Source organism: Kitasatospora sp. NPDC007106, assembly GCF_040634455.1.
Lineage (GTDB): Bacteria > Actinomycetota > Actinomycetes > Streptomycetales > Streptomycetaceae > Kitasatospora > Kitasatospora arboriphila.
In genome coordinates, this window is record NZ_JBEYFP010000409.1 from 1 (window position 1) to 5378 (window position 5378).

The following is a 5378-nucleotide window of genomic DNA, read 5'->3' on the forward strand; positions in this document are numbered from 1 at the left end:
CTCGCCGCCGTCACCCGGGGCCGGTCGCAATTCGCTGCCGGAGGGGGCATGTCCGGGCGCGGCGGGGACAGACGGTCTGACGGGCGGTCACCGGACGGTGACCGCGGGCGCGATGCGGAGGTGGCGAGCGATGGCACGGGTCGAGCAGTCCGTCCGGGTGGAGGTGCCGGTGCCGGTGGCGTACCGGCAGTGGGCGAGGGTCGAGGACTTCCCGCTGTTCTTCCGGGGCGTGCTCCGGGTCGAACGGGCCGGTTCCGGACTCACCCGCTGGACGGTCCGCACCGGCGGCGCGATACGGGAGTTCGACGCCCGGGTGACCGAGCGGATCGAGGACGAGCGGATCGCCTGGGCGTCCGTCACGGGCGACCTGCGGCAGAGCGGTGTGGTGACCTTCCACCGGGTGGACGGCCGACGGACCACGGTGATGCTGCAACTGGACGTCCGGCCGGCCCGGCTGGCGGACCGCCTGGCGGCCGCGCTCGGCTTCGCCCACCGCCGGGTGCTGGACGGCCTGGCCGGTTTCAAGGAGTTCACCGAGGCGCAGGCCGCCCGGCAGCCGCAGTAGGAGCGGGCCCCGCCGCGGTCAGCCGCGCGCGGGGTCGACGGCCACCCGCGGCAGTGCCTCCGGGTACTGCTCGCGCAGGTGGCCGATCAGCCGTTCCCTGACCCAGCAGCGGAGTTCGAAGGCGTCGGCGGCGCTGCGGGCGGTCATCAGGGCGCGCACCACGATGGTGGTCGGCGTGGTGTCGACGACCTGCAGGGCGGCGCCCCGGCCGTCCCACCACTCGCTCTCCTTGAGCAGCCGCTCGAACTCGGCGCGCAGCTCCGGCACCGGCGTGCGGTGGTCGAGGTGGAGCAGTGCCGTCCCGGTGATCGCCGGGTCCCGGCGCGACCAGTTCTCGAAGGGCCGGCCGACGAAGTAGGACACCGGCATGACGATCCGCCGCTCGTCCCAGGTGGCGATGACCACGCAGGTGAGGGTGATCTCCTCGACCGTCCCCCAGTCGCCGGCGACGACGACCTCGTCGCCGAGCCGCACCATGTCGCCGAACGCCAGCTGCACCCCGGCGAACAGGTTGGCCAGCGTGTTCTGCGCCGCCACGCCGACCACCAGGCCGAGGATGCCGGCGGAGGCGAGCAGGCTGGCGCCGACCGAGCGGACGGCCGGGAAGGTCATCAGCGCCGCCGCCAGGGCGAGCACCGCGATGCCGGCGCTGGTCAGCCGGCGCAGCATGCCGGTCTGGGTGCGGACCCGCCGTATCCGCGCCGGGTCGCGCCGCTCGGTGGCGTACCGGGCGAGCGAGGTGTCGATCAGCAGGGCGACGACGCGGGCCAGCAGCCACGCGCCGGCCGCCAGGGCGAGCAGCACCAGGCCGTGCCGCAGCGGCCCGCGGACGGCCTCCGGGAGGCCCGCGGCCGGTTCGGCCGCGAGCAGCAGCAGGGCGCCCAGGGTCAGCAGTCCGGGCACCCGGCACGGCAGCATCACGTGGCGGTGGGGGCCCGCCGCCGGACGTCTCGCCACCGCCAGCACCACCCGGTCCAGCAGCAGGATCGCGAGCAGTGCGGCCGCGGCGACCGCGGCGGGCCTCAGGGCGGTCCACACGGACATGGTCCTCCGTAGGTGTCTGTGGCTGCGGGTTCGGCCGGCCCGCGGGGGCCGGGACGGTCGGGGTCAGGAGGCCAGCAGGCGGTCCAGGACGCCGCGGTAGTCGCGCAGGGCGAGCCGCAGCCGCTCCGTCCCGGCGTCCGGCCCCGCCGGGTTGCCCGGCTCGGTGTGCAGGTCCTCGCGGCGCCGGCGGACGGCCTCGGTGACCAGGTCGGCCGCCCGGGCGACGAGTTCGTCGGCGCGCCGCACGGCGTCCGCCGGGTCGTCGACGAAGCCCGCCTGCACGGCCTCCCACTCGGCGGAGACCGTTGCCACCTGCTGCCGGTCGAGCCAGCCGCCGAACCCGTCGCCGGTCTGCGGCGGATCGGGCAGGTCCGCCCCGGCGACGTCCGCCCGCGGTGACGAGGCGTCGGGCTGGTGGGGGAACGGCACCCGCCGGGCGGGCGCGGGCGCGTCCGGACGGTGGTGCTCGGTGTCGTGCGATCGGTCCTCGGTCATGTCGTTCCTCGCAGGGGTGGTGGGTGGATCGGGTCACCCGCCCGCCCGCCGGGTGCGGCCCGGCACGGCGGCGGCCGGACGGACCGGTGGGGGACGGACGGGCGGGGCGGGCCGGTCAGGAGTTGACGGCACGTCGGCCGAACGCCTTCGCCGGGGCCGACGCGCCGGTCGCGGGTGCCGGCCGCTCGGCGTCCGGCGTCCCGGTGCCGAGCGCGCGGCAGCGCCGGGACGGGGACGACGGCCTCCGGCACGAGCTGCTTCGGCAGCCGCTCGGCGAGGTACTCCCGGACGGCGGAGGCCTCCGGCCGGGTGCCCTCCGCCGCGACCACGTAGGCCACCAACGGCCGCCTCGCGGAACCCTGTTCGGGACCGAGGACGGTCACCGCGCACTCCCGCACCTCCGGGTGGCCGCGCAGCACCGCCTCCGCCTCGGCCGCGTTCGCGGTGCCCGCCCCGGAGTCCCGGCCGACGTACTCCAGCAGCCCGTCGGCGCGCCGCCGCGCCAGATCGCCGGTGCGGTACGCGCGGTCGTCGATCCCGGGCAGGAAGGCGAAGCGGGACCCGGTCAGGTCGGGCAGACGCGGGTAGCCGCGGCCGACGCCCGGCCCGGTGAGGCAGATCTCGCCGATGTCGCCGTCCGGGACGGGCCGGTCGTCCGGGCCGATCAGGTGCACGCCGTTGCCGGGGAACGGCCGGCCGATCAGGGAGATCCGCTCGGGCTGCTCGACGTCCCCGCCGAGGTCCGCCGGATCGAAGTACGTGCTGTCGACGCCCGCCTCGGCGACGCCGTACACGTTGATCACCCGGACGCCGGGGCCGAGGTAGCGCTGCATCCTCAACTGCTCGTCCAGGTACCACTTCTCGGCGCCCACCGTGAGCAGCCGCAGCGCGCCGAGCTCCAGGCCGCGCGGCTGCAGGTGGTCGAGCAGTCGGCGCGCGGTGTGGACGTTGGTCTCCATCACGGTGATCCGCTCGTCGACCACCAGCCGGTGCAGCTCGGAGAGTTCGGCGGTGCGGTCGAGCGTGAAGTTGCGCTTGGCCATCACCAGGGCGCCGCCGGTGCACAGGGCGCGGATCCAGTCCGCGGTGAAGACGTCGAACTCCAGGGTGGCGGTCTGCAGGAAGCGGTCCGCCGGGGTCAGCCCGTACACCTCGCGCCAACCCCGGTGCGAGTGCAGCAGATTGCGGTGCTCGACCAGGGCGCCCTTGGGCAGCCCGGTGGAGCCGGAGGTGTAGAAGACGCAGGCCGGGTCGCCGGACGTCAGCCCGACGGCGAGCGGCCCGTCGTCCTCGGCGGCGACCGCGGCCGCCGAGGTGTCCAGGCAGAGCAGCGCACCCTCGCCGGAGTCGGCGAGCCGCACCCGGTGCACCTCCTCGGTCACCACCACGGCCGGAGCCGCGTCCGCCAGCACGTGCCGGATCGTCCGGTCCGGTCCGGTCGGCTCCAACGGCACGTACGCGGCACCGGTCTTGAGCACCGCCAGCAGTGCCGTGATCAGTTCGGTGCTGCGGCCGAGCGCGACCGCGGCGAAGCCGCCCGGGCCGAGCCCGAGGCCGGCCAGGTGCCGGGCCAGCCGGTTCGCCCGCCGGTCCAACTCCCCGTAGGTGAGCCGGACCTCACCGCAGACCACGGCCGATGCGTCCGGTGCGCGCACCGCCTGCTCCTCGAACAGGCCGTGCACGGTCTGCGCCTCCCCCTGCATGGTCCAACCCCTCCCTCGTCGGCGGTACCGCCCTGAGCCTGCCCGCCCCCACTGACAGTGTGCAGCCAGTACGCCTGGGTGACCGGCCGGGAGTACCGGGTAGTTGCGGGTCCGTCACCGGATCGGGACGTGCCGCGGACCTGCGTCGGCTACCGGTGGGTGCCGGCGGGCGACCGGTGACCGGCCGACGGGCGACCGGTGGACGACCGACGGGCGACCGATGGGTGACCGATGCGCCGCCAACTCCCGCCGCCTACGGTGGAGTCCACCGGCAGCCGCCACCGGCGGACCGGACACCGCACCCGAGGGGGACCACCATGACCGCCTATGCCATCGCCCGGATGCGCGCCATCGACTTCGGCCCGGACATCGTCGAGTACCTGCGCCGGATCGACGCCACCCTGGAGCCCTACGGCGGCCGCTTCGTCGTCCACGGCGGCGCCTACCGGGTGCTGGAGGGGGAGTGGTCGGGCGACACCATCGTCATCGCCTTCCCGGACGGCGAGCGCGCCCACGCCTGGTACGACTCGCCCGTCTACCGGGAGATCATCGCCCTGCGCACCGACCACTCCACCGCCGACCTGATCATCGTCGAGGGGGTGGGGGAGGGCTACCGCGGTGAGGACGCGCTGGCCAAGCTGCTGCCCGCCCACGAGGGCGACGGTGGAGCCTGACCGGCCGTCCGATCGAAACGGACTGACTGACCATCAGATCTTGGCGGCGGCGTGTATGCGCGGTGCGCACGCCCGCCGCGAAGAATTAACCTCCTCGGTCTACTCGCGTAAACCCTGGGAGCAGCAAGCTTGTTGAGCGCCCGGAACCAGTCCGTCCGGGTGCTCTTCGCGCTTCCCCCATCCCTGGAGTCACGCATGCGCTCGATACGCCCGCTGCGCCGCACCGCCGCCGCGCTCGGCGCCGCCGCCCTCGCCGCCACCGCGCTGATGACCAGTGCCGGCACCGCCGAGGCCGCACTGCCCACCCCCGTCTCCACCAGCACCGCGAAGACCTACCTGGCGAGCCTCACGGTGGCCGCCGAGTCCCACGAGTCCACCTACGACCGCACCCTCTTCCCCCACTGGATCACCATCTCCGGCACCTGCAACACCCGTGAGACCGTGCTGAAGAGGGACGGCGTCGGCGTCACCACCGACTCCGCCTGCGCCGCCACCGGCGGCACCTGGACCTCCGCCTACGACAACGTGGTGACCACCAGCGCGTCCAGCTTCGACATCGACCACCTGGTGCCGCTCGCCGAGGCCTGGCGCTCCGGCGCCTGGGCCTGGACGACCGCCCAGCGCCAGAACCTCGCCAACGACCTCACCCGCCCGCAGCTGATCGCCGTCTCCGCGAGCTCCAACCGCTCCAAGGGCGACCAGGACCCGTCGACCTGGCTGCCGCAGACCTCCTACCGCTGCACCTACGTCCGCGCCTGGGTGCAGGTGAAGTACTACTACGGCCTGTCCGTCGACAGCGCCGAGAAGTCGGCCCTCACCTCGGTGCTCAACGGCTGCTGAGCCGCCCCCGTCCCCTCCGTGCCCGGAGAAGGCGGACGCCCGGACGCTCCCTCGGGG

Annotated in this window: 6 protein-coding genes; 3 read left to right on the forward strand and 3 right to left on the reverse strand. The window is 74.7% G+C overall.

Annotated features, from left to right (window positions below; translation table 11 throughout):
• The first annotated feature begins 130 nt into the window (after nucleotides 1-130).
• A complete protein-coding gene (locus tag ABZ641_RS24775; RefSeq protein ID WP_344627844.1) occupies nucleotides 131-565 on the forward strand; it encodes an SRPBCC family protein in 435 nt (144 codons plus the stop codon).
• A gap of 18 nt (nucleotides 566-583) precedes the next feature.
• On the opposite strand, the gene ABZ641_RS24780 is transcribed toward ABZ641_RS24775, so the two are convergent.
• From ABZ641_RS24780 to ABZ641_RS24790, 3 genes are all read right to left on the reverse strand, one after another.
• The gene (locus ABZ641_RS24780; protein ID WP_344627845.1) at nucleotides 584-1609 is read right to left on the reverse strand and encodes a mechanosensitive ion channel domain-containing protein; all 1026 of its coding nucleotides are present in this window, start codon (nucleotides 1607-1609) and stop codon (nucleotides 584-586) included.
• A 63-nt stretch (nucleotides 1610-1672) separates the two neighbouring features.
• The gene (locus ABZ641_RS24785; RefSeq protein WP_359985016.1) at nucleotides 1673-2104 is read right to left on the reverse strand and encodes a hypothetical protein; all 432 of its coding nucleotides are present in this window, start codon (nucleotides 2102-2104) and stop codon (nucleotides 1673-1675) included.
• Nucleotides 2101-3807 carry an amino acid adenylation domain-containing protein gene (locus ABZ641_RS24790; protein WP_359985018.1) on the reverse strand — a complete coding sequence of 569 codons (1707 nt, stop codon included), beginning with the start codon at nucleotides 3805-3807 and terminating at the stop codon, nucleotides 2101-2103. Before ABZ641_RS24790 ends, ABZ641_RS24785 begins: the two co-directional genes overlap by 4 nt.
• Before the next feature lie 317 nt (nucleotides 3808-4124).
• On the opposite strand from ABZ641_RS24790, the gene ABZ641_RS24795 reads away from it, so the two are divergent.
• Both ABZ641_RS24795 and ABZ641_RS24800 read left to right on the forward strand, forming a co-directional pair.
• Nucleotides 4125-4481, forward strand: a complete 357-nt coding sequence (locus tag ABZ641_RS24795) for a DUF1330 domain-containing protein (protein WP_344623377.1) — start codon at nucleotides 4125-4127, stop codon at nucleotides 4479-4481.
• A gap of 195 nt (nucleotides 4482-4676) precedes the next feature.
• Nucleotides 4677-5321 carry an HNH endonuclease family protein gene (locus tag ABZ641_RS24800; RefSeq protein WP_359985021.1) on the forward strand — a complete coding sequence of 215 codons (645 nt, stop codon included), beginning with the start codon at nucleotides 4677-4679 and terminating at the stop codon, nucleotides 5319-5321.
• Nucleotides 5322-5378 lie beyond the last annotated feature (57 nt).